Genomic DNA, 21,928 nt, shown 5'->3' on the forward strand with positions numbered 1-21,928 from the left:
TCCCGAATGCTGTTTCGATAAGCCTTCGGGAGCGTTTTTATTTTTTGTCCTTGTATGCATATCCGAAATTGATCGGAGGTGCAGTAACTGATATGTATACAAATTCGGAATCGCCGTCATTTAAAAGACCGTGAACGTCCTTGTCGGCAAATCTTGCCACATCACCGACACTGAACTTTTTTTCCTTATCATCGGCAAGGAGAAGCTTTCCTGTTCCCTTGACTGCGTACCATATCTGCTCGGACGCATTGTGAGTATGTCTTGGCTGACTTGCACCGGGTTCGAGGTGTACCTCAGTGATCGTAACTCTCTCACTTGTTGAATTTTCGGGATTGAGCAGCTGTCTTGAAACAACACCCGGATTTGATAATTCCCTGATTTCCTTTGCGTGGATAAATTCCATATTATCTTCTCCTTTACAATGTATTGTAAAAGTAATTATAAAGCAAATGAGCGGCAATGTCAAGCAGGAAAGTCGACATATGCAAAAAAGATATGACGTTATGTCATTTTTATTACGAGTTCTTCATAGAATGTATAAGTACATATTGGAGGAAGTTGTGATGATAAAAAGCAAGATAGTGCGGGATACTATTCTTTTGACGGTTATGCAGCTGATACTTGATACGGCAGCGCTGCTTCTGAACGTATTTGTGACAAAAAAACTGGGAACTTCCGCTATTGGTATACTAAGCCTTATGGGATCGTTTCTGGGACTTGCGGGCATACTGTCCAATGGAAACGCATTTTTATGCGCAAGCCGTTTTGTTTCAGAAGAGCTGGGCAAAAAGAACGGCTCTCCCGATGCTGTTCTCGGTCATGCTGTTTGTCTCTGTCTTATGCTTAGTGCAGCGGTGTCCGCAGGTGTATTCGTACTTGCTGAGCCTATAAGCAGGCGCTTTTTCAGCGGAGCACATATGACAGCGGCTATACGGCTTATGCCGATTGCTCTTGTTACAGGAGCTGTTTCAGCCTGTCTGAAGGGATACTTCAATGCTTGCCGCAGAGCTGCTGTAACGGCAACAGGGGACATTGCAGAATTTGTTGTGCGCTGCGGAGTTATAGTTGCGGCAACTATGCTCGAAAGCGCTCCTGATGAGAATAAGGTATGCAGCATAATGATAGGCGGCATAATAGCAGGAAATGCAGTGTCAATGCTGTGGTTCACAGCTGCATTCATGAAGCTGAGGCAAAAGAAAAAAGGGAAGTGCTCGGTCAGCTTTTTGCGGTATGCAGCCCAATGCTTTCCGATAATGGGTGGAAGTCTGCTTACAGCTGTACTGAGCAGCACCAATGATGCTCTGATACCTGTATGTCAGCGTCAATACGGTGATACAACAGGAGCAGCACTGAGTAAATTCGGTGTGTTTGAAGGGATAGTACTGTCTGCAATATTCTTTCCGTCGGTAGTGCTGTGTTCAATGTCGGGGATAATAGTCAGCGAGGCTGCGCGTTCAAAGGCAGAGAATAACAAGTGCAGGATAAAGATGTTCACGGAAAGAATAATTGCATGGACAATGGCTTTCTCGATATTTTCGGCAGCTGTACTAATGCGTTTCGGCTCACAGCTTGGAGAGCTTCTTGGCGGCGGAGAGCTTGCAGGACGAATGATAACAATGATAGCACCTGTAGTGCCGTTTATCTATATGGAGATAGTCCTTGAAGCTGTTATAAAGGGAATGGGTATGCAGAGCTTTTCGTCTGTGAATTATCTCATCGAGTACGTTATAAGGATATCCGCGGTGCTTATTTTTGTACCGCATATAGGATTTTACGGTGTGGTGATATCATATTACGCAAGCAATGTCTTCGGGAACTGTTCGCGTTTCATAAAGGTAACGAAGTCAACGGGGGCGGAACGGAAACTTTGTGGAACAATTGTGATGCCGCTTATATTGGCTGCGGTCACTGTATTCGTCGGGGAGATGTTCCTTGAACTGGCGAATATAGCCGAAAAAACGGTTCCTGTAATGTTGATATACACTTTATTATGGGGAGGTGCATACTTCACGATTTACTGCTCATTGGAGAAAGTAAAGCTTTTTCGTAAATGCAGGAAGAATATTTTAGTGATACTGCACAACAAACAACTGGTCGTGTACTATAGAATGTAGAAAATTTTGTGTTAGTATTGCAATTTTTTTATTAATGAATTATAATATTTGTATGCCGTGCATAAAAGACGGATAAACCATTTAAGAGGAGAAACTTTACCATGAAAGAATATGATGTAAACAAGGTCAAAAACATAGCATTTGCAGGCCACAACGGCTCGGGAAAAACTTCTCTTGCAGAGGCAATTCTTTACAAAGCAGGAGCTTCCGACCGTCTCGGCAAGACTGCTGACGGCACAACAGTTTGCGATTACGATCCTGAAGAGATAAAGAGAAAGATTTCGATAGGAACATCTCTTGCTTCTTTTGAATATAACGATCTTAAAGTAAATTTGCTCGATACTCCGGGCTTATTCGATTTTGCTGCTGAAATGATCGAGGGAATCAGAGCTGCTGATACTGTTATGATAACGGTCTCTGCAAAATCAGGCGTTAAAGTCGGTGCAAGAAAGGCTTACAATGAAGCTGTGAAGCAGGGCAAATCCAAGATGTTCGTTGTAACTAAGATAGATGATAAGGACGCTAACTTCTTCAATGTTCTTACGGAGCTCAAGACTGTTTTCGGTCCTACAGTATGCCCTGTTGTTGTACCTGTTATAAGCAACGGCAAGATAGTTGAGTATGTTAATCTTATTGAGATGAAGTGCTATAAATACGATGCTAAGGGCAACGCTATCGAGACTGATATGCCTACAGCTGAAATATCCGAGAAATTCGAGTACCGTGTTGAGGGTCTTGTTGCAGCTGTTTCAGAGGCTGTTGCAGAGACTTCCGAGGAACTCATGGAGAAGTTCTTCGAGGGAGAAGCTTTCACTCAGAAGGAGCTTATTGACGGTATCCACGACGGTATGAACAGAGGTATCATCACTCCTGTTGTATGCACGTCAGCTGCTGATCTGGCAGGTATAGATATGCTTCTGAAGGAAATCGAGCTTCTTCTTCCTTCACCAAATGAAGTAAACAAAGCAGAAGCTACAGCTGCTGATGATATCACTGAGATAGAGTGTGATGTAAATGCACCACTGTCTGCTTTCGTATTCAAGACAGTTGCAGATCCGTTCGTAGGTAAGATGTCATTTATCCGCGTTATGTCGGGCAAGCTTTCCGCAAACTGCGACGTTGTGAATGCTTCAACAGGCGGAAGCGAGAAAATAGGCAAGCTTTATACGCTCTGCGGCAAGAAGCAGACCGAAGTTTCAGCTACTTATGCAGGCGATATCGTAGTTGCTTCAAAGATATCCGCAAACACAGGTGATACACTCTGCGAATCCGCAAAGGTCGTTAAGTTTGCTGAAATGGAATTCCCGAAGCCTTGTTATTCAATGGCTGTAAAGGCTAAAGCTCAGGGCGATGAGGCTAAGATATCTTCAAGTATGCAGCGTCTTACTGAGGAAGATCCTACTCTCACATATGTTCAGGACGACACTACAAAGGAGCAGATACTCAGCGGTCTCGGCGAACAGCACATCGAAGTCGCAGCTGCTAAGCTCAAGACAAAGTTCGGCGTTGAGGTAAATCTTACCGTTCCTAAGATAGCTTACAAGGAGACTATCCGCAAGAAGGTAAAGGTTCAGGGCAGACACAAGAAGCAGTCGGGCGGTCACGGACAGTTCGGTGACGTTTGGATAGAGTTCGAGCCATGCGTAAGCGATACACTTATATTCGAGGAGAAGATCTTCGGCGGAGCTGTTCCTAAGAATTACTTCCCCGCAGTTCAGAAGGGGTTGGAAGAAAGCGTCAGAAAGGGCGTTCTCGCAGGCTGTCCTGTAGTTGGTCTGAAGGCTATACTGGTAGACGGTTCTTACCACCCTGTAGATTCATCGGAAATGGCATTCAAGACAGCTGCTTCCATTGCGTACAAGGAAGGTCTGAGACAGGCTGACCCTGTTATGCTTGAACCTATAGGCGAGCTGAAGGTATCTGCTCCTGATGACAATACAGGTGATATCATGGGTGAGCTCAACAAGCGCAGAGGCAGAGTGCTTGGTATGGAGCCTGTAGGTGACGGTGTTACAATGATACAGGCAGAAGTTCCTATGCGTGAGATGCACGACTTTGCAATGTATCTTCGTCAGACAACAAGAGGTCTCGGAAGCTTCACATTTGATTTCGTGAGATATGAGCAGCTTCCTGCAAATCTTCTTGCAGAAGTTATTTCTTCCGTAGGAGCAATCGAGTGATGATTCAGCTATGCTGTAACTAAATATGAAACAATTATAGGGAACGTCGTTTAGGCGTTCCCTATTTTTACGGTATATGATCTGAAAATAAAAGAAAATCCAATGATTTATAGAAAATATACTATAACTTTTCACTATTGTCAACAACAATTTAACAGAATGTGGAAAGTACTGTTAAAAAAGCTCCCGTATTAAGCTCGGTACTTATACAGAAGTTTTAACGTGAGATATTGAGGAAAAACCTTTTGAAAAAGGGTTTTTCTTCAATAATTTCGTGTAAAGTTTCTATATGAGTACGCTGCTTATACGGGAGCTTTTACTATCAATAGAAGGTAGCAACGGGCTGTTCGGGAGCTGTTGTCTTTTCAAAGCTCTGAACGTAAAGTACAGGACCTTTTCCGCGGTAGAGCTTATGCTTCTGAACGCTTATCTTGCCTGTGACAGTTATCCAGTCCTTATTTACGGGAGCATTATCGCTTTCGTACTGAGCCACGAGCCAGCAGTACTGGATATCCTCAACGCAGCAGGTCATGATATGACGACCGACTGCGAAGGTATTTACAGGGAACTTGTTGTTTTTGGCGGTAAGTACCTTGAATGTCATGACCTTGCCGTCGTACTTCATGGGCTCGTCCATGATATCACGATACCAGAGAGCGAAATCCTTGTCTTCAATAGTGATCTCGTCGGCTTCAACATCAAAGGGGAGAGGGTCTTCGATATCGTCATAAGCAACTCTGCCGTCGGTATACTCGTATACTATCTCGGCTTTTCGGCTGACACCGCGAACGATCTTATGGAATTCCTGCGGATCGTATTTTTCTTCAAAGCGGTTGAAGATCACCATTTCAGCGCTGTTGAGCTTGTCCACGACAAGGCTGCGCATATTGGCGTTATAGTTTGCAAAGGTTGAAGCATCAACAAAGTACATTATCTGAGCAATAGTGGTATCATCGGGCATAGCCTTGAAAAGGTCGTCCATGAGCCACATACCGTTGTATTCCAGCACTATGCGCTCAGCGCCGCTGTCTTTCAGTATTTTTGTGAAGTTCTCCATAGTGAACTCGGATTTGTCATCAATAACGTGAGTTATGATGTTTTTCTTCGGCATACGAGAGATATCGTACTCCTCAAGGCCCTCCTCACATATCAGAAGAAGAGTTTTTTCTCCCTTATTGAAGCGCTTGTCTTCAAGAGTTTCCTGTATGAACTTAGTTTTTCCCGACTCAAGGAAGCCGAGAAACAAATAAATCGGAATAACATCGTCCTGCATAGGCACGGTAAAATCTCCTTTCGATCAAGCCTTGAAGAGCTCTGCGATTGCTTCTTCGTTTATTTTTGAACCGATAACACAGAGTCTGCCGATTGTGCTTGCGCTTCCGGTGCGAACATCGGGAACTCCAGGTACATAATCGTAGTGTATCCATTTTCCGTCAGCGCCTGCAACGATACCCTTTGCACGGAGGATCATACCGTACTTTTCCTCATTGCCCAGTGCTTCGAGAGCAGCCTGTATCTCGTCGGTAGTGTATGTTCTTGTAGTTTCTCTGCCCCAGCTGGTGAAGACTTCATCAGCATGGTGGTGATGATGTTCGTGGTCATGGTCATGGTCGTGGCAGCCGCAAGTGCAGTCGGGACCATGGTCGTGATGGTGTTCGTGTTCGTCATGATCGTGATGATGGTGCTCGTGCTCATCATGATCGTGATGGTGGTGCTCGTGCTCATCATGGTCGTGATGATGATGCTCATGCTCGTCATGATCGTGGTGGTGATGATCGTGATGTGCAGCTTCTTCGAGAAGCTCCTTCAATTCATCATCAAGAGTGTTTTTCTGTGTCATTGCGTCAACGAGCTGCTTGCCTGTGAGCTCGTCCCACTCAGTTGTAACAATAGGAGCAGCAGGATTCTTTTCGCGGAGGCTCTTTACGCAGTCGTCGAGCTTATCCTGAGAAAGACCGCTTGTGTGGCTGAGGATAAGGCAGCTTGCATAGTTGATCTGGTTATCGAAGAATTCGCCGAAGTTCTTCATATACATCTTGTACTTCTTTGCGTCAACAACTGTGGTAAAGCCGTCAAGCACTACGTCGTGAGCGTTGATGTTCTGAACTGCGCGGATAACGTCGCTGAGCTTTCCGACACCTGAAGGCTCGATGAGGATACGGTCGGGAGCGTAATCTGCAAGAACTTTTTCAAGAGCCTTGCCGAAGTCTCCCACGAGACTACAGCAGATGCAGCCCGAGTTCATTTCTGTTATCTCGACGCCTGCGTCCTGTAAAAATCCACCGTCAATGCCGATCTGTCCGAATTCATTTTCGATAAGAACGAGTTTCTCGCCCTTGTAGCCCTCCTGTATGAGCTTCTTTATGAGAGTGGTCTTTCCTGCACCAAGAAAGCCAGAGAAGATTGTGATTTTTGTCATGTAAAACACTTCTTTCTTTTAAATTCAAATTATATTATATCACATTGATCTATATAAATCAAGTCTTTGTTTATGCGCGGAAAATATAAAAACAGCGCAGACATCGGGGATAAAAGAAGTGTCTGCGCTGATAGGTCATCTGTATTTTTTTGTGTTGAGTATCCTTATGGAATTGAATATGAGCAACATTGCTGTGCCTGAATCGGCAAATACAGCAAGCCACATATTCGGGTGACCGATAAGACCGAGTACAAGCACAACAGCTTTTATTGCAAGAGCAAATATGATATTCTCATAGGAGATGCGAAGAGTCTTGTCGGCAATTCTCTTTGCCTTTACGACTGCTTCAGGCTCAGAGTTCATAAATACGGCATCTGATGCTTCAAGGGCAAGGTCAGAACCGCTCTGCATAGCTCCGCCAACGTCTGCGCCTGCAAGAACAGGTCCGTCGTTGAAGCCATCGCCTACGAACATTACAGCGCCGCTTTCTTTTCGGATACGCTCTATTTCGGCGAGTTTTCCGTCAGGAAGAAGGTCGCCTTTTACTGAGTCGATACCGAGCTGCTGTGCCATAACGGAAGCATTTTCGGATTTGTCTCCTGTGAGCATAACAGTTTTTACGCCCATAGCCTTGAGCTGTGAAATTGCAGATGCAGAGGACTTCTTAACTGTATCCGAAACGATTATCCTTCCTGCGATCTTACCGTCAACGGCTACATACACAACGCTGCCGAGAGCAGTTTTCTCGTCAGGAACGGGGATACTGTTTTCGTTCATGAGACGCTCGTTACCGCAGAGTATATTTCTTCCGTGAACGGAAGCCGATATGCCGCGACCTGCTATCTCGCTTGCTGATTCAGGCTCAGTGAGAGTTATATCTTTGCTGCGGCAGTAGTCTGTTATGCTTTCCGCAACGGGGTGTGTGGAGCTCTGCTCGCAGCTTCCGCAAATTGCAAGGAGCTCGTTTTCGCTTATATTGGCATAAGTTTTTATATCTGTAACTGTAAAGCTTCCGTTTGTGAGAGTTCCTGTCTTATCGAATGCGATAGCTTTTATCTTGCCGAGTGCTTCGATAGCGTTTCCGCCCTTAAAGAGGATACCGAGTTTTGAAGCAGCACCGATACCTGAGAAATATGCCAGTGGAACACTGAGTACAAGTGCGCACGGGCAGCTTATTACCAGGAATGTAAGTGCCGAATAGATCCATTTGCTCCAGTTTCCTGTGATAAGTGACGGGATAATAGCGGTTGCAAGAGCTATTGCGATGACAATAGGTGTATACACCTTTGCAAAACGAGTGATAAAGCGGTCTATCTTTGGCTTTGTTGCAGAAGCGTCCTCGACTGCCTGAGCGATCTTTGATATCATGGAATCGGCAGCAGCAGCTGTTGCTCTGAGTGTAAATGTCTCGGAAAGGTTTATGCAGCCGGACATAACCTCGTCACCTTTGCGGACCGTCACGGGGACAGGTTCACCGTTTACAGCAGATGTATCGATTCTTGATTCACCTGATTCCACGATGCCGTCGGCAGCGATTCGCTCGCCGGCTTTTATGCGCAGAATATCGCCTACTTCTATCTCGTCAGAATCAATGCGTACAAATTCGCCGTTCCTGAGCACATCGGCTTCTTCGACCTTTAGTCCGGCAACGTCAGTGATAGCCTTTCGGCTGCGTTCAACGGCGTAATCCTCGAAGAGCTCACCAATGCGGAAGAAAAGGACAACTCCTACTGCTTCGGCATACTCTCCGAGAGCAAAAGCGCCGATCGTGGCAGCTGTCATGAGAAAATTCTCGTCGAAGAAATTCTTCGCCTTGATATTTTTTAGTGTAGAGAGAAGAACATTCGAGCCGAGTATAAGATAAGCAGCTGCAAAGAGCACTAAGTTCAGGATCTTGATATCAGCAGTTTTTTCACAGATGACAGCTGCTGCAAAAAAAGCAATTCCACAGATAAGCGGGATAATTTCATGCTTTAAGCCGCCTTTTTCGTGTGAATGTGTATGAGATCTGGAAGACTCTGAGCTTTGATGTTCATGCTCATGGTCGTGACCGCAGCTGCATTCGCTGTCGTGATGGTGTTGTTCGTGTTTCTCGTGTTTGTGAGCATTTTCAGCAGGGGAAAAGGTAACACCTGCTTCAAAGGAGTTTGCGATGCTGTTGATAGTTTCAAGGAAGTTTTCGGGCAGCTCTCCGTGAATTTTAAGCTTTCGCATCGGGAAGTTCAGTACAGCCGAATCAACGTATTCAAGCTGTTGAATGGCTTCTTCTATTTTAGAACCGCAGTGAGCGCAGCCAAGGTCGTTCACTGTGAAAATCTTTTCGCAATGACCGTCACCGCTGTGTTCATGTTCATGATCGTGACCGCAGTCGCATTCGCCGTCGTGGTGATGATGCTCATGGTGTTCATGAGCTTTTTCAATAGGCGAGAACGTAACGCCTGCTTCGATAGAGTTTGCGATCTTATTGATCGTTGCAAGGAATGTGTCTGTTAGATCGCCGCATATTTTGATCTTTCGCATGGGGAAGTTCAGAACGGCAGATTCCACACATTCAAGTTTGCTTATAGCTTCTTCTATTTTGGCTCCGCAGTGAGCGCAGCCAAGGTTGTTAACGGAAAAGTATTTCTCCATAAGACCACTGTCCTTTCATATATGAACGGTTGTTCATATGATTAATATATCATAAATTGACGTGTTTGTCAATAGCTTACAAGGATTTTCTTGCAATTTTTGATATTAAATGATATAATTTGTTTGTGCCGAACATTTTTCGTTCAAAAATTTATGAATACTTACAAAATTCTTTTGAAAAACTTCGTCTTTTTCGGCTTCTGAAATCACTTATATATGAATGCTTTCAAATACACATGTGAGGAAGGCTGTGTCCTATGGCAAAACAGCAAAAGGAGTGATATCATGAATGCCGACATTAAAGCTATTAGCGGAGGTGACGGGAAGATTTTACCATTTTTCACTCAGATTACCGCATCAAACAGTGCGGATAACAGTATAAATGAGCTTATCATGAGCTGCTCCGAGTCAAAAGAGAGCCTGAGTAAGCTGTATACCATGTTTAAGGACAGCGTTTTTGCTGTGGCATTCAGTATTACTTCCGATTATCATCTATCAGAGGACTGCGTTATCGAGACCTTTGTCAGACTGCCAAGAGTCAAGCGTTTTTCCGCAGTAAAAGGGGATGGCAAGGGATTTATCCTCACAATTGCCCGCAACGTTGCATTAGAGCTTAGCCGAAAATACAAAAAAGAGGCTGAAAACTATATTATTCAGACCATTGGCGAGGCAGACAAGACTGTCGAGGACAGTATTTACATAAATCAGCTTCTCAAAGGTCTTAACGACAAACAGCGTCAGACGGTAGTGCTGAGGTGCTGTGTCGATATGACGTTCAAGGAGATAGCTAAAATAATGAAATGTCCTGAATCTACCGTAAAATCAAGGTATAAGAAGGCTATTTCAATATTGCAGGAAAAGGCAGGTGACGACCAGTGAATAAGAAAAATGAGCTTGTTGATAATACTGAGTTTGAACAGGAACTCAAAGATAAAATGAAGGAGCTTTCTTCGTCGGTCGATTGCTTTGGCAAAATATCTGCAAGAGCTTTTCCGGAAAAGGAGTCGTTTTTTTCAGATAGCGAGTTTACCGTAAGTGACCTTGAAAACGTAACAGGAAAGCGCAGAACGCCGCCATTCATGAAGTGGGCTGCTGTTGCAGCTGCGGCAGTGATATGCGTATGTGTTTTACCTAAAACAGCTCCGTTTCGGGATTTTCTTGCACAACTCGGAAATAACGGAGACAATGAATACAGCCTGCTGGTTTCAGAGATACTGAACGAGACCTCAAAGGAAGGATATACAGTTTGTGACATACCGTTGAACAGATATATTGATTATGGTTTGTTGGTCGATCCGCATTATGATTGTCCGTTCGGTCAAAGTGACAATACAGATGCAAAGGTGAGACTTTTTGTAAGAACATATAACGATATACAGACAAATCAGATATATGCCATTGAGTATACAGGTAATTTCACAGATCATAGTTTTCTTGCAGCTGCGAGATCGGAGGCAACTTTTTCAGATAAAGAGCTTGAAGAGATATACAAAGAAATCAAAATGACGGAGATGTCGTTTAAAGCTGAAGAAGCTGTTAAAAATGCATTCACAAGTGATGGGACCGGCGTTTTAGTTGACAAGAACGATATCAGGACAGGTGTTGCATCATATGAAAAACAGCAGATATTCAAGCTTGGCAGCGAGATAATGTTACTGAATACAGATGTGGTATATTCTTGTCCGATAGAGGGTGAAACATATGGGTATGACATATCATGCGGAAAGCTGGTAAATGATTCATTTGTGAGCGTAAGTATACCTTCATCGGAAGAATTATGGAAGTGTTCGCTGGATTACAACGACGATTCGGCGTTTCCGAAAGAGAAGAGTACAAAGTTTGTACGAAAAAATTATTTCTCACTGCCAAAATCGGCAGATGAATATAATACTATAAACTGCTTTAAGCCGTTTGAGCTTGCAGGCGAGAAATTATTAGATGACACTCTCCAGACATTTGGTGACTCTGAAAACAGATACGGAATGCTGCTTACGCCTGCATTTCCTGATATGAAGAAAAGTATGCGCTTTTATATGTCGAATATGTACTTTTATTATTCTTCTGACAGTGATCCGACGGTCAAGTTTATTATTGACGGACCTCAGACCAATACAAGTTTCTACATTCATCACTCTGATCTGGAAAACAGCCTGTATAATGGTTGAGCAGACACATTACAAAAGAAAGATAACAAACAGCCCATAAGTAAAAGTTGGTACTCATATAGAAGTTTTTACGTGAGATATTGAGTGTAAAGTTCTATATGAGCACACCGCTTATGCTTATGGGCTGTTTTGACAAAAAAATGCTGTCTGCGGCTTATGCAGACAGCGGAGGTCAGGAGTGATTAAGGGTTTAATATTGATCGACTGAAAAACAGTCGGGATCAAGCAGCAGTTTTGATCTCGTTACGTCTTATGGACTTGTGACCGAGATTCTTGTTAAGCGTGTATTCAAATGCGGACATATTGAGCAGAAGTGCTCCTATCCATGCAGAAGCTTCAGCATATGCCGTAGCACTGAATCCGAGAACAGGTATGAACAGCGCTATGACAGAGATGCGGAGAGCCATTTCAACTATGCCCGATATCATTGGCACAAGCGGCTTTCCAAAGCCCTGACAGCCGTTTCTGAATACGAAGAGGTAATCCACACCAAACAGGAAGATACCGCATATAGGCAGATAGGTCTTTGCAATGCTCACTGTTTCAGCGTTGTTTACCATTATTCTTGCAAGGGCTTCAGGGAAGAAGACCATTACTGTACCAAGCAGCACATATGCTGCTGTTGCAATGGCGATACATACATGAAGTCCCTCGCGGATACGGTCAAACCTTCCTGCACCGTAGTTCTGGCTGGTGAATGCGGACATAGCGAATCCGGCAGTGCAGGCAGGCTGCATAAAGAGGTTGATGAACTTGCTGCAAGCTGAATATGCAGTCGTGTAAGCAACTCCGAGACCGTTTACGAAGTACTGGATCACCATACAGCCTACTGCTGTTATGGAGTTCATGAGTGCCATTGGCAGACCGTTTTTGAAAAGCTCTCTATACAGAGCTTTGTTCCCCTGAAAGTCAGCTTTTGTGATATCAAGAACATCTATATTTCTTATCCTGCGCCAGCAGATATATGCAGATACGACCTGCGATAATATCGTTGCAATTGCAGCACCCTCAACACCTGTTTTTAAAACGAAGATGCAGAAGGTATCAAGTATGATATTTACGATCGTGGAAATTATGATCGCTATGAAAGGTGTCTTACTGTCGCCCAGAGCCCTGAGTATGCACGAACAGAGATTATACGCTATAGTTGCGATCAGTCCGCCGAATACAAAGTATCCGTATACAAGACCGTCGTGCATTATAGCATCATCTGTTCTGAGCATACGCAGGACAGGCTTTAATGAAACCATGCTGAGAGTAGTAAGAATTATAGCAATTATAAAGCAAAGGAGTGCCGAAGATGCTACCGAGCGGCGGAGCTTTTCGTAGTTTTTTGCGCCGAAGCTCTGGGCAGCTATTACAGAAAAGCCGTTGGCAAGTCCCATTGAAAAACCGAATATCAGGAATGTAAGAGAGGACATATTTCCTACGGCGGCAAGTGCATTGTCACCGAGGCCATTTCCGACTATGGCTGTATCCGCTATGTTGTACATCTGCTGAAGCATATTGGTCAGCAGCATCGGAAAATAAAATTTTAAAATAAGGCTTGAAACTTTTCCCTGTGTAAGGTCGTTGACTTTAGCCATATCAGCGCCTCCTTTGAAGCGTTAATTTATCATTTCTTCTTTTCACTGTCATATATTATATTCAATGGAGCTCATAAATTATATCAGAAATATTGCTTTTATATCAAAAATGAGCTATAATAGAAGTGCAATATTATTATCGGGGTGAGCTTATGAAAACAGATCGTGACCTCAATTACAGGCTCTATTTGCAGAAAAATGACGGATTTACACGCAATCCCTTTGAACAGGAGCTGAAATTCTACAGAACTATCCAGTCAGGCGATGTTGAAGGCATCAGGGAGCTTTATGCAGCAGCGCGCAGAAACTTTGCGGAGGGAAAGGGAACTCTTTCATCTGATCCTGTAAGGAATATAATGTATCATTTTGTTACTGCGGTCGCACTTATCGCAAGATTCTGCGTAGAGGACGGACTGCCGCACGATGTTGCATATACTCTGAGCGATATATATATCCAGAGAGCAGACAAAATGAACGATGTCAATGCGATTTTAGACCTTCTGGGAGATATGCAGATAGATTTTGCCGAGAGAATGAAAAAACTCAAAAAGGAAAACGTTATCTCACTTCATGTACGCAGGTGTATTGACTACATATATGAGCATTTGCATGAGGAGCTTACATTAAATGTTCTGTCGGAGCACGTCGGGCTGAATCCGTCATATCTTTCAAAGCTCTTCTCAAAGGAAACAGGCATGAGTGTCAAGTCTTTTGTTATAAGGGAGAAAGTCAGAACAGCGGAGAATCTTCTGAAAAATTCGGATTTTTCATGTCTTGACATTTCGCTTGCCCTTGGATTTTCGTCACAGAGCGCCTTCATAAGCACATTCAGGAAACAGGTCGGAATGACACCCAAAAAATACAGAGAGTTGCACTATATGGACGTTATCGAGGATATAGGAGGGAAGAAGAAAATATGAATGATACAGTAAAAAGAAAAGATCTCATAACAGCAGTTGTTGTGACAGTTATTGTGAATATCATTGTTATTGTTGGACTGTACTTCCACGAACCGTGGTTCGACGAGGCTCAGGCTTATCTTATTGCAAGAGATTCGTCTCTTCATGATATCATACTTCACTGGACGCATTACGAGGGACACCCTCCGCTGTGGCATTTGCTCTTAAAATGCGGAATAACCATTGGACTTCCCTTTGAAACTGCATTAAAGCTGCTTAATCTCATCTTTGTTGAAGCTGTTTTGCTGATGATCGAGTTCTTTTCGCCGTTCAGCAGGATCACAAAGATCATGATACCTGCAAGCTTCTATCTGCTGTACCAGTACAGTGTTGTGTCGCGTCCGTATATGATGCTGCTCTTTGCCTGTCTGCTTGCGGCTGTATTTTACGGAAAGCGGTATGAAAAGCCGATGAGATATACAGCTGCGCTGTTATTTATGTGTCTGACTCATTCATATGGTCTTGCATTTGCAGGGGGGATCATTATTGCTGATATGGCGGGTGAAGCAATAAGAGAACGCAGCGTCGGCAAAATGGCAGCCCGCATCATAAAATGCAAAAAGCTGCTTGTATGCTATGTTTTCCTGCTTATGGGAGCACTTGCTATTATAGCTGAGATAATGCCGTATTCCGACACTTTTGCTATGAATCGAGTAGTTGCATCGGATAACAAAGGCTTTTTTGCCTGTTATCTGCTGAGCTGGCTGTTTATCCCTTCGGAGAATCTTGTTACATCATTTTCCTCTGAGATAATGTATATGAGCGAGGAAGCGAACCCGATAAGTGAGCTTATCGCTGCCGGGATAATATCGCTCATTATCTGGACGATACTGTTTATGATATGCAAAAAGAGAAGAATGCTCTCAGAAATGTTCATTCCGTATGCTTGTATCGCTGTTCTGACCTCAATGTACATAAAGCCGCATCATTTCGGTATCTTCATAATGTATATGCTGTTTGTTCTGTGGACTGCTGCGGAAAAGGAAAGGATAACGCTTTCGGAATTCACCGAGCCTATAAAGAAGGCAGGAATGTCTGAGAAAATGTCAAGGGGTATCGTGTTAACAGCTGTCATCGTTTTTTCAGCGGTAAATGTATTCTGGAACGGTATGAGCTATTACAACGAGATAAAAAAAGTATATGATCCTGCATCATCTCTTGCACAGTGGATAAAGAAGTACGATCTTCAGGACAGGACGCTCCTGACGACATGGGAAAAAAGCGACCCGCATATCTTTAACGGCGCAAGTGTGGCTTCAAACGCATACTTTGACAAGAATATCTACTATAATATGTACAATGGACTGTCGTTCCTGTCTCATGTGGTATGTACCGAAGATGTTTTCGCTGAGGAGGCAAAAGAAATAAGCTTGCATGGAGCTCCTGATTTTATGATATGCGATGTGCCTGTAGAAACATCATACGTGTGCGAGACCCTTGGCTTTAATGAGAAGTATATCGCAATAGCATTTACAGGTGTCGGTGACAGGATATTCAAGGACAAAACAGATAAAACGGATATATACGTAATGTGTACTGCTGAAACATATAGAGAACTCTACGGTAAAGACTATGAAGTACAAACATATAAAAACAGCTGAATTCATTTGCCGCCCTAACCGATTTATCGCAGAAGTGCTCATTGACGGCAGAAAAGAGACCGTACACGTCAAGAATACAGGAAGATGCAGGGAGCTGCTTACCGTCGGCTGCAAGGTCTATGTGGAGATGTCGGACAATCCGAACAGGAAAACAAAATACGATCTTATCGCTGTCGAGAAGCTCCGAAGGGGCAAAGCACCGCTGCTCGTGAATATGGATTCGCAGATACCGAACAGCGCAGCTGAGGAATGGCTGAGAAAGGGCGAGCTATTTTCGGAGCAGGCTGTGATACGCCGCGAATGTACATATGGGGCTTCACGCTTTGATTTCCGTATAGTTGACTGCGGAATAACATCGTTCCTTGAAGTTAAAGGCGTTACCCTTGAAAATGACGGTATAGCATATTTCCCCGATGCTCCCACGAAACGAGGCGTAAAGCATATATATGAGCTTATAGATGCTAAAAATAAAGGCTTTGGTGCATATCTTCTGTTCGTTATACAAATGAAGGAGATGCGCGAGCTGAGATCCAATATTGCCACTCACCGTGAATTCGGAGAAGCTCTTGCAGAAGCCGGGAAGGCAGGAGTAAAGCTGCTTGCTTATGACTGTATCGTTACTCCTGACAGCATTACTATAGACAGGCCCATAAATATCAGAACGGAGTTGGATATATGAACTGGAAAAAACTTTTATGCGAAAAAAGAAGAAGGAGCACATCTACGTCAGCGGTCAGCAGTGACCCGAGAAATGAGTTCCAGAAGGATTATCACCGTATAATCGGCAGTGCTTCTTTTCGCAGATTACAGGATAAAACACAGGTCTTTCCGCTTGACAGGGGAGACTTTGTGAGAACACGGCTCACTCATTCTCTGGAGGTATCGTCCTTTGCAAAGTCACTTGGACAGATGATATTCAGGTATATCCTGCAAAACGGCAAGGACAGTGACCTTACAGAGACTGACATCGAAAAGATATGCAGTGTGCTCGAATGTGCAGGACTTATACATGATATCGGCAATCCGCCATTCGGTCATTTCGGCGAGGACTATGTAAGAGACTGGTTCAGGAGAAATCTCCGAAATATGGAACTTGGCGGCAAGAAGATAGATCGTATCCTCAATGAGCAGATGATTGGAGATCTTTATAATTTTGAAGGCAACGCACAGGCGCTGAGACTGCTAACGAAGCTGCATTTTCTTGTTGATGAAAACGGAATGAACCTTACTTATACTCTGCTTAATACCATAATAAAGTATCCCGTGCCCTCTACAGGCATCAATAAGGAAAGCGGCAATATCCGCGAAAAGAAAATGGGTTACTATTACGCAGACAGGGAGATATTCGAGGATATCACAAACAGTACGGGAGCAGGCAGCTGCCGTCATCCTCTGGCATTCATACTCGAAGCAGCAGACGATATCGCGTATAAGACAGCTGACATCGAAGATGCTGTGAAAAAGGGATTCATAAGCTATTCAAGGCTTGTTGACGAGCTGAGGAACACTTATATCATCAAATGTGCAGATGACGGAGAGCTTGCTGAGTACAAAAAGGCTGCGGACAAGCTGGAATATTACTATAGGAATGCAGTTGAGAAAAATGTTTCATCACCTGAGCAGAATGCGGTTCAGCGTTGGATAATTTATGTGCAGGGAGTTCTTCTGAAGTGTGCGGCATACGGCTTTACAAGCAATTATGACGCTATCATGGAGGGAACATTCCCGAAAGAGCTCCTTGCAGCTTCTCATGGAAATGCAATTGCGTATGCTCTCGGTGATATGGCTTGCCGATTCGTATTCCGTTCAAAGTCGATATACAAGCTTGAGATCGCAGCAGGAGAGATATACGAATTCCTGCTTTGCAAGCTGACAAGTGCAGCGGTACTGTATGATACGGAGTATAATCGTTCTGCAATACAGCAGAGGATAATGGAGCTTGTTTCCGAGAACTACATACGTGCATATAAGATACATTCCGAAGGCAGGTCAGAGGCAGAAAAGCTCTATCTCAGGCTAATGCTTGTTACTGATTATATCTGCGGCATGACAGACGGCTATGCACAAAAACTTTACAGGGAGCTGAGCGGCATTGAGTGATGTAAAGAAAAAGAGCTTGAAAAGGCGTATTTTTGACATAATACAGATAGGCAACCGCGATGACTTTATAAGCCGTGCATTTGACTTTTTTATAGTAATTGTCATCATAATGAATATACTAACGGTCTTTCTTGAGACTTTTGATGAGCTTGAAAGCTTATATCCTGTTTTCAAGACGATCGAAGCTGTAACAATAGCGGTTTTTTGTGTGGAGTATATCCTGCGAATCTGGACGGCAGATCTTCTTTACCCCCAAAAAAACAAAATATCGGCACGTTTAAAGTTCCTGCGATCCTTTGACGGTATAGTTGACTTGCTGACGATCCTTCCATTTTTCTTCCTGAGCGGATTTATTGTTTTCCGAATGCTGAGAGTAGTAAGGATATTCCACCTTTTCAGAGTAAATGCGCACTATGATTCGTTCCATATAATCACAACAGTTCTGATTGATAAAAAGAACCAGATCATATCATCGGTGTTTATCATCATTGTTTTGATGCTTGCATCATCGCTGGGTATCTATAGCGCAGAACATGATGCACAGCCTGAGATATTCAGCAATGCATTTTCGGGAATATGGTGGAGCGTTTCGACGCTTCTAACCGTTGGTTACGGTGATATCTACCCCATAACTGTTATCGGTAAGCTTATGGCGATATGTATAGCTTTTCTCGGAGTAGGAGTAGTTGCTATTCCCACAGGTATCATCAGTGCAGGTTTTGTTGAGCAGTACACGAAAAACCAGCACTCCGACGTGAAATTTCCTGATATCACTGAGGTCGGCGAAGTACTTGTAGACCGCAGCAGCGAGTTTTACGGACTATGTGTACGCGAAGCTGCCGAGAAATTCAATGTAAGGATACTCGTGATACTTCGCGGTGATATAACTATTGTTCCCCTTGATGAAGTGAAGATAAAGAAAAATGATATTCTAATTGTAAGAAGTGAAAAATTATCTAAGATATAAAAAAGTGTGCAATATTTGTTAATATCGAACAAACAGCCCTTCCGCTTATTGACAAGACTGATTAAAAATGATATAATATAAATGCGAAAATAATTGGGTTGATTATTTGAGCGTGACCGAGGTCGGTGATCTGCACAACAACCGTACCGCGGCGATTTCTTTGTAATGGACAAATCAGAGGGCTGTATTCATAGGCGAATACAGCTTTTGTCCTTTTATGGGGGTATAGCGAAAAGGTCTCTGTAAGGAGTAATATCAATAAGAAAAAAAGATGTAAGAGTTTATGGCTCTTACATCTTTTTCTTAGCTTAAAGACATTATCTGAAAGGGCAGTATTTGGTTGTCTATTCAGTTTTGTCATAGTTAAGTCGATCTGATACTATTAATACATCTCAGAAAGCGCAGTTTTCGTGAATATAATGATACTTTATCAGATAAGATCGGGGCTATTATGTATCTAATTATTGTAAAATAACGGAGTTTTTACTTGCAAAAGCATTGCAAGATAAAAAACAGAATTGATGCAGTTACAGATCAAAGGTTTGAATTGCGATATACTCTTATCCATTCTGATACAGTCGTGAAGAAGACCGAATTAGTCGGAACATCGAATTTGCTCTGGAGAGTATGTTTGAATATCATATACGCAAGATTATCACTGTGTCTCGGCCAACCTGACTTGACTGCATGACGGATAGCACGTTCTACGGCGCTCTCAGATGAAGAATACATCTCAGCGAGCTGAGTATATATCTGTTTATTTGTGGGTATCTTATCATCGGTTGCCAAACACAGCATTATACCGTCTTTAAGATAATGATATCCCTTTGTAGAAGGTGAGATGCCGAGGTCCATAATGGTATTTACGACAATAGTTTCGAGACTGACATTTTTCGCTGCAAGCTCGTGTGGCTGAGTTCCTTTTGTGGGTTCAGGAGTTTCGGAATTTTCAGTTACCTCTTTAATTGTATTGTTTTCAGCGGATACTGTGTTTTCATTTTTTTCTTTGTTTTTTGTATTCTCTTTTACTTCTAACATTTTCGCCTGCTCCTTTAATGGTTTCAGACATATCATAGGCTCTGATGATATCAAATAAATTATACCATATTTCGGATATTTTTTACATATCGCATTTTGTCGCACATTGACGAGTTCTGTCGAATATTTCCAAATCGCAAAAAAGAGCAGCCGAAGCTGCTCTTAATATCAGTTTTTGATCTGTTTTGCAACAAGACTTTCTCCGCAGTAAATTTCACGAAGCTTTGGCTTCTCGATCTTGCCTGTGGGGTTTCTTGGAACATCAGCAAAGATGATCTTGTGCGGTCTTTTGTATCTCGGAAGTTTCTGACAGAATGCTGTGATATCTTCTTCTGTGCAGTTGTGATCTTCCTTTATGGATATGATAGCAGCAGCTATCTCGCCGAGTCTCTTGTCGGGAAGTCCGATAACAGCCACGTCCTTGACAGCGGGGTGGCTTCTGAGGAAGTCTTCGATCTGAACAGGGTAAAGGTTCTCGCCGCCGCTGATGATAACGTCCTTCTTACGGTCAACGAGGTAAATGAAGCCGTCCTCATCTTCCTGAGCCATATCGCCTGTGTAGAGCCAACCGTCCTTGAGAGTATCGGCAGTAGCCTTTTCGTCGCGGTAGTAGCACTTCATAACGCCTGGGCCCTTTACGAGAAGTTCGCCGACCTCTCCGCGCTTAACGGTATTGCCGTTTTCGTCAGCTATCTTAACCTCCCAGCCGAAGCCTGCTTTACCGATAGCGCCTACCTTATGGATATTTTCAACGCCAAGGTGTACGCAGCCGGGACCGATAGACTCGCTGAGACCGTAGTTTGTGTCGTACTGGTGTTTCGGGAATACCTTTTTCCAGCGAGCGATAAGTGAAGGAGGAACAGGCTGTGCGCCGATATGCATGAGTCTCCACTGATCGAGCTGGTACTCTGAAAGGTCGATATCGCCTCTGTCGATAGCATCGAGTATATCCTGTGCCCACGGAACGAGCAGCCATACTATAGTACAGCCCTCATTGGAAACGGTCTCGATAATAGACTTTGGCTTTACGCCCTTGAGGAGAACAGCCTTGCTGCCTGAGTAAAGGCTGCCGAACCAGTGCATTTTCGCGCCTGTATGATAGAGAGGGGGAATGCAGAGGAAAATATCATCTCTTGTCTGACCGTGGTGATTCTGTTCAACCTTAGCGGAGTGCATAAGGCTTGTGTGGTCATGGAGTATAGCCTTCGGGAAACCTGTTGTACCTGATGAGAAGTAGATAGCTGCATTGTCGTCGTCGCTTATCTTAACATCAGGAGCTGAGCTTGCACAGTTTGCAACAAGGCTGTCATAGTGCTCGGCAAATGAAGGACAGCCCTCACCAACGTAGAAAAGGAGCCTGTTCTTGCTGATATCATCAGCTATCTCCTCGATCCTTCCGATAAATTCAGGACCGAACATGAGGATATCAACTTCTGCAAGGTCGAGGCAGTACTTTATCTCATCGGCAGTGTATCTGAAGTTGAGCGGAACAGCAAGAGCTCCCGCTTTGAGTACGCCGAAGTATATAGGGAGCCACTCAAGGCAGTTCATAAGAAGTATGCCTACCTTATCTCCCTTATGTACACCTCTTTCGATGAGCATATTAGCGAAACGGTTAGCCTTTTCGTCGAAGACCTTCCATGTGATCTCACGTCTGTAGTGACATTCGGGATTTGGCTCTATGAGTTCATATTCTTTCCATGTGATACGGCGAACTTCAGTGATCTCGGGGTTGACCTCAACGAGAGCGACATCGCTGCCGTACAAGCTGGCATTTCTTTCAAGCAATTCTGTAATTGGCATTATGATTGTCCTTTCTGTATTTGCAGCCCATGTACTTTGACTGATAAAAGCCAAAAAGCTGCAAAGCGATAAACTATCTCTATTTTAACATAAAACGACATGGAAGTAAATACTTATTTTGTTTTTTAATAGACAAATCGCAGCTGAAAATTTCAGCACATTGCATAAACTTTATTACCAAAACAGTAGGTTTTAATTGATTCGCGCTGATTTTATTTCAGGTTAATTAATATATGTATGCTAAAATAAAACTGAGCCAGTTAGCCTCAAAATGATAATAAAAAAATGAGCCACTAAAATAAAAATCCTGTATAATAAGAGAAAGAGCTTGTGTACAGGAGGAACAAGGAGTGGCAATAGCAATG

At 43.4% G+C, this 21,928-nt stretch carries 16 protein-coding genes; 9 read left to right on the forward strand and 7 right to left on the reverse strand.

The genetic code is table 11. The features are described 5' to 3' along the window. Nucleotides 1–37: 37 nt before the first annotated feature. Entirely contained in the window at nt 38–403 is a 366-nt protein-coding gene (locus K6G33_RS04150) for a cupin domain-containing protein (protein ID WP_296776594.1), read from the reverse strand. A 160-nt stretch (nt 404–563) separates the two neighbouring features. On the opposite strand from K6G33_RS04150, the gene K6G33_RS04155 reads away from it, so the two are divergent. After that, nucleotides 564–2,114, forward strand: coding sequence for an oligosaccharide flippase family protein (locus tag K6G33_RS04155; RefSeq protein ID WP_296776595.1), 1,551 nt, complete (start codon nt 564–566; stop codon nt 2,112–2,114). A 101-nt stretch (nt 2,115–2,215) separates the two neighbouring features. Next, the gene (locus K6G33_RS04160; RefSeq protein ID WP_296776598.1) at nt 2,216–4,294 is read left to right on the forward strand and encodes an elongation factor G; all 2,079 of its coding nucleotides are present in this window, start codon (nt 2,216–2,218) and stop codon (nt 4,292–4,294) included. A gap of 322 nt (nt 4,295–4,616) precedes the next feature. Here the strand turns inward: K6G33_RS04160 and K6G33_RS04165 are convergent, their stop codons facing one another. The 3 genes from K6G33_RS04165 to K6G33_RS04175 all read right to left on the reverse strand — a co-directional run bounded on the left by K6G33_RS04165 (nt 4,617) and on the right by K6G33_RS04175 (nt 9,344). Next, a complete protein-coding gene (locus tag K6G33_RS04165) occupies nt 4,617–5,567 on the reverse strand; it encodes a GTP-binding protein (RefSeq protein WP_296776626.1) in 951 nt (316 codons plus the stop codon). A gap of 24 nt (nt 5,568–5,591) precedes the next feature. Further along, nucleotides 5,592–6,713 carry a GTP-binding protein gene (locus K6G33_RS04170; protein ID WP_296776601.1) on the reverse strand — a complete coding sequence of 374 codons (1,122 nt, stop codon included), beginning with the start codon at nt 6,711–6,713 and terminating at the stop codon, nt 5,592–5,594. 135 nt (nt 6,714–6,848) lie between these two features. Further along, entirely contained in the window at nt 6,849–9,344 is a 2,496-nt protein-coding gene (locus K6G33_RS04175) for a heavy metal translocating P-type ATPase (RefSeq protein WP_296776602.1), read from the reverse strand. 285 nt (nt 9,345–9,629) lie between these two features. Here K6G33_RS04175 and K6G33_RS04180 point away from each other — a divergent pair, with 285 nt between their 5' ends. Together K6G33_RS04180 and K6G33_RS04185 are read left to right on the forward strand one after the other, a co-directional pair. Next, nucleotides 9,630–10,223: a sigma-70 family RNA polymerase sigma factor gene (locus K6G33_RS04180; RefSeq protein ID WP_296776605.1), complete on the forward strand. Its 594-nt coding sequence runs from the start codon at nt 9,630–9,632 to the stop codon at nt 10,221–10,223. After that, complete coding sequence (locus K6G33_RS04185; RefSeq protein ID WP_296776606.1) at nt 10,220–11,509, forward strand: hypothetical protein; 1,290 nt, start codon at nt 10,220–10,222, stop codon at nt 11,507–11,509. The genes K6G33_RS04180 and K6G33_RS04185 overlap by 4 nt, the downstream gene beginning before the upstream one ends. Nucleotides 11,510–11,730: 221 nt before the next feature. Here K6G33_RS04185 and K6G33_RS04190 read toward each other — a convergent pair whose 3' ends face one another. Further along, the gene (locus tag K6G33_RS04190) at nt 11,731–13,095 is read right to left on the reverse strand and encodes an MATE family efflux transporter (RefSeq protein ID WP_296776608.1); all 1,365 of its coding nucleotides are present in this window, start codon (nt 13,093–13,095) and stop codon (nt 11,731–11,733) included. Nucleotides 13,096–13,247: 152 nt separating this feature from the next. On the opposite strand from K6G33_RS04190, the gene K6G33_RS04195 reads away from it, so the two are divergent. From K6G33_RS04195 to K6G33_RS04215, 5 genes are read left to right on the forward strand one after another with little or no spacing between them, the layout of a single operon-like run. Continuing rightward, nucleotides 13,248–14,015, forward strand: a complete 768-nt coding sequence (locus K6G33_RS04195; protein ID WP_296776611.1) for an AraC family transcriptional regulator — start codon at nt 13,248–13,250, stop codon at nt 14,013–14,015. Then, complete coding sequence (locus tag K6G33_RS04200) at nt 14,012–15,655, forward strand: hypothetical protein (protein ID WP_296776612.1); 1,644 nt, start codon at nt 14,012–14,014, stop codon at nt 15,653–15,655. Before K6G33_RS04195 ends, K6G33_RS04200 begins: the two co-directional genes overlap by 4 nt. Next, nucleotides 15,627–16,334 (forward strand): DNA/RNA nuclease SfsA, encoded by a 708-nt coding sequence (sfsA, locus tag K6G33_RS04205; protein WP_296776614.1) that lies wholly within the window; start codon nt 15,627–15,629, stop codon nt 16,332–16,334. Before K6G33_RS04200 ends, sfsA begins: the two co-directional genes overlap by 29 nt. Further along, nucleotides 16,331–17,755, forward strand: coding sequence for a deoxyguanosinetriphosphate triphosphohydrolase (locus K6G33_RS04210; protein ID WP_296776617.1), 1,425 nt, complete (start codon nt 16,331–16,333; stop codon nt 17,753–17,755). The genes sfsA and K6G33_RS04210 overlap by 4 nt, the downstream gene beginning before the upstream one ends. Then, nucleotides 17,748–18,722, forward strand: a complete 975-nt coding sequence (locus K6G33_RS04215; protein WP_296776619.1) for an ion transporter — start codon at nt 17,748–17,750, stop codon at nt 18,720–18,722. Before K6G33_RS04210 ends, K6G33_RS04215 begins: the two co-directional genes overlap by 8 nt. A gap of 534 nt (nt 18,723–19,256) precedes the next feature. Here the strand turns inward: K6G33_RS04215 and K6G33_RS04220 are convergent. Continuing rightward, complete coding sequence (locus tag K6G33_RS04220) at nt 19,257–19,760, reverse strand: sporulation initiation factor Spo0A C-terminal domain-containing protein (protein ID WP_296776621.1); 504 nt, start codon at nt 19,758–19,760, stop codon at nt 19,257–19,259. Between the two features lie 168 nt (nt 19,761–19,928). After that, entirely contained in the window at nt 19,929–21,563 is a 1,635-nt protein-coding gene (locus K6G33_RS04225; protein ID WP_296776623.1) for a class I adenylate-forming enzyme family protein, read from the reverse strand. Between the last annotated feature and the right edge of the window lie 365 nt (nt 21,564–21,928).

The sequence above is a fragment of the Ruminococcus sp. genome (assembly GCF_024691275.1).
Classification (GTDB): domain Bacteria; phylum Bacillota; class Clostridia; order Oscillospirales; family Ruminococcaceae; genus Ruminococcus.

What these genes read in the sequence shown, in the direction of transcription:
- K6G33_RS04170 (WP_296776601.1), bottom strand. Translation starts at nt 6,713, where the DNA reads ATGACAAAAATCACAATCTTCTCTGGCTTTCTTGGTGCAGGAAAGACC.
- K6G33_RS04200 (WP_296776612.1), top strand. Translation starts at nt 14,012, where the DNA reads ATGAATGATACAGTAAAAAGAAAAGATCTCATAACAGCAGTTGTTGTG.
- K6G33_RS04220 (WP_296776621.1), bottom strand. Translation starts at nt 19,760, where the DNA reads ATGTTAGAAGTAAAAGAGAATACAAAAAACAAAGAAAAAAATGAAAAC.
- K6G33_RS04150 (WP_296776594.1), bottom strand. Translation starts at nt 403, where the DNA reads ATGGAATTTATCCACGCAAAGGAAATCAGGGAATTATCAAATCCGGGT.
- K6G33_RS04180 (WP_296776605.1), top strand. Translation starts at nt 9,630, where the DNA reads ATGAATGCCGACATTAAAGCTATTAGCGGAGGTGACGGGAAGATTTTA.
- K6G33_RS04225 (WP_296776623.1), bottom strand. Translation starts at nt 21,563, where the DNA reads ATGCCAATTACAGAATTGCTTGAAAGAAATGCCAGCTTGTACGGCAGC.
- K6G33_RS04165 (WP_296776626.1), bottom strand. Translation starts at nt 5,567, where the DNA reads ATGCAGGACGATGTTATTCCGATTTATTTGTTTCTCGGCTTCCTTGAG.
- K6G33_RS04195 (WP_296776611.1), top strand. Translation starts at nt 13,248, where the DNA reads ATGAAAACAGATCGTGACCTCAATTACAGGCTCTATTTGCAGAAAAAT.
- sfsA (WP_296776614.1), top strand. Translation starts at nt 15,627, where the DNA reads ATGAAGTACAAACATATAAAAACAGCTGAATTCATTTGCCGCCCTAAC.
- K6G33_RS04190 (WP_296776608.1), bottom strand. Translation starts at nt 13,095, where the DNA reads ATGGCTAAAGTCAACGACCTTACACAGGGAAAAGTTTCAAGCCTTATT.
- K6G33_RS04160 (WP_296776598.1), top strand. Translation starts at nt 2,216, where the DNA reads ATGAAAGAATATGATGTAAACAAGGTCAAAAACATAGCATTTGCAGGC.
- K6G33_RS04155 (WP_296776595.1), top strand. Translation starts at nt 564, where the DNA reads ATGATAAAAAGCAAGATAGTGCGGGATACTATTCTTTTGACGGTTATG.
- K6G33_RS04175 (WP_296776602.1), bottom strand. Translation starts at nt 9,344, where the DNA reads ATGGAGAAATACTTTTCCGTTAACAACCTTGGCTGCGCTCACTGCGGA.
- K6G33_RS04210 (WP_296776617.1), top strand. Translation starts at nt 16,331, where the DNA reads ATGAACTGGAAAAAACTTTTATGCGAAAAAAGAAGAAGGAGCACATCT.